Below are 1703 nucleotides of genomic sequence, written 5' to 3' on the forward strand. Positions count from 1 at the left end.
GCCCGGTTGCGCCGCCGTCGATCCAGCAGGGTTGATTTCATTTGGCCAAATGGTCGCTGCGCCATGTTCGACTCCAAGACTGACAGCCGCCCCGCAAGGCGAGGCCGGCGACGGACACGACACGCGTCCGAGGTTCAGGATTTTCCGATTGCTGGCCGGCCTGCCCCGCGGCAGGCCAGGAGGGCGGCCCGTCGCGGAGACAGGCCGCCAGCGCCGCGGCGGATGATTCCCCTCGCGCCTTCGGCCCGGTCAGACGATTAGGAGTGCGGGGCAAGGCGCGCCCCGTTGACTCAAACGGGGCTGGTCATTTTTTTAGGCCCTACAGTGGTTCGCGCGTTGCCCACGGCCTTGCGGCATGGCTATCTCAAAGCAGCAGCGCACCAGGGGACGACAGGGCGATGGGCCGATGAAGCGACGGCATTTCTTGAAAGCGGCTGCTGCCGCGACCGGCACGGCCCTGTCGACCTCCGCGTTCGGTGCGAGCGAGCCGGTCGTGCTCGAAGTCAGCGGCCAGGTCGAAACGACGCGCACCTTTACCCTTAGCGATCTCAAGGCACTCGGCATTGCCAAACTGACGACGAGCACGCCCTGGACCGACGGCACGCCCGAATTCGAAGGCGTCTGGGCGCGCGACGTCATCGACGCCATCGGCCGGATTTCGTCCAACCACGTCACCGCCATCGCGCTCAACGACTACCGGGCCGATATCCCCCTCAGCGATTTTCGCGACTATGACGTGCTCTTTGCCTGGAGCATGAACGGGCAGATGCTGACCCGGCGCGACAAGGGGCCCCTCTGGATCATCTATCCGCGCGACGCGGTACCGATGTTGCGCGAGGAGCGTTTCGAGCACCGTTGGGTCTGGCAGCTCTATCGGCTCATTCTGCCGTGAGTGCCATGCCGCGGCCGCGCCGGCGCGAACTGACGGTGGTGGCGCTCGCCGTGCTGGCCTTTGCCGTGCTGCTGACCTTTGCTCTGGCACGCCTCGTCGAAATCGAGCGCACCACCCATTCCAGCTCCGGCGAGGGCATCGTCTGGGCGCTGAGCCAGACGCAGTACGAAATTCACCGCCTGCTACTGGCGACCCTGCCCGACCGTCCCGCAACGCCCGACGCCATCTCGCTGCGCTTCGACGTGCTCCTGAGCCGCCTCGACCTCCTGCAGAACGGCCCCATGGCCGCCCAACTTGCCGAGGCCGGCCGCGTCAGCGTCGTTTCCCGCGCCCGCACCGCGCTCCTCCAGTTCGAACCGATGATCGCCTCCGGCACCGACGTAACGCGCTATGGCGCCCGGCTCGCCCGCGTCATGGGGCAGTTTCTCGAACCCCTCGGCACCATCGCCAACGACGTGATGATCAACAATCGCATTGCCGATGGCGAACGTCGCAACAGCTACAACAGCAGCATTGCCCAGGTGATCGTCTCCATCCTCGGCATCATGGTCACCGGCGGCTTCCTGATCCTGCGGCTCGTGCGCAGCCTGGGCCAGGCTGCAACCGCCGAGGCGCTGGTGCGCCAGGAAAAGACCTTTCTCGGCCAGATCATGGGCGCCAGCGGCGAAGGCATTGCCGCCTTCGACACCACTCTCTCGTGCACCCATTGTAACGACGGCATGACCCGCCTGCTGCACGCCCCGACCGATGAGCGGCTTGGACAATCGCTGGTCGGCGCCCATGCCGCTCTCACCGCGGAGCGGCTGCGGGA

The 1703-nt window shown here is 66.4% G+C and carries 2 protein-coding genes; both read left to right on the top strand.

Annotation, left to right across the window (positions count from 1 at the left end; genetic code table 11):
• Nucleotides 1-355: 355 nt before the first annotated feature.
• Nucleotides 356-892, top strand: coding sequence for a molybdopterin-dependent oxidoreductase (locus J0I64_RS15505; protein WP_291409854.1), 537 nt, complete (start codon nucleotides 356-358; stop codon nucleotides 890-892).
• A gap of 5 nt (nucleotides 893-897) precedes the next feature.
• On the top strand, nucleotides 898-1703 hold an 806-nt coding region (locus J0I64_RS15510; RefSeq protein WP_291409856.1), incomplete at its 3' end, for a hypothetical protein.

The sequence above is a fragment of the Devosia sp. genome, assembly GCF_017307565.1.
Lineage (GTDB): Bacteria > Pseudomonadota > Alphaproteobacteria > Rhizobiales > Devosiaceae > Devosia.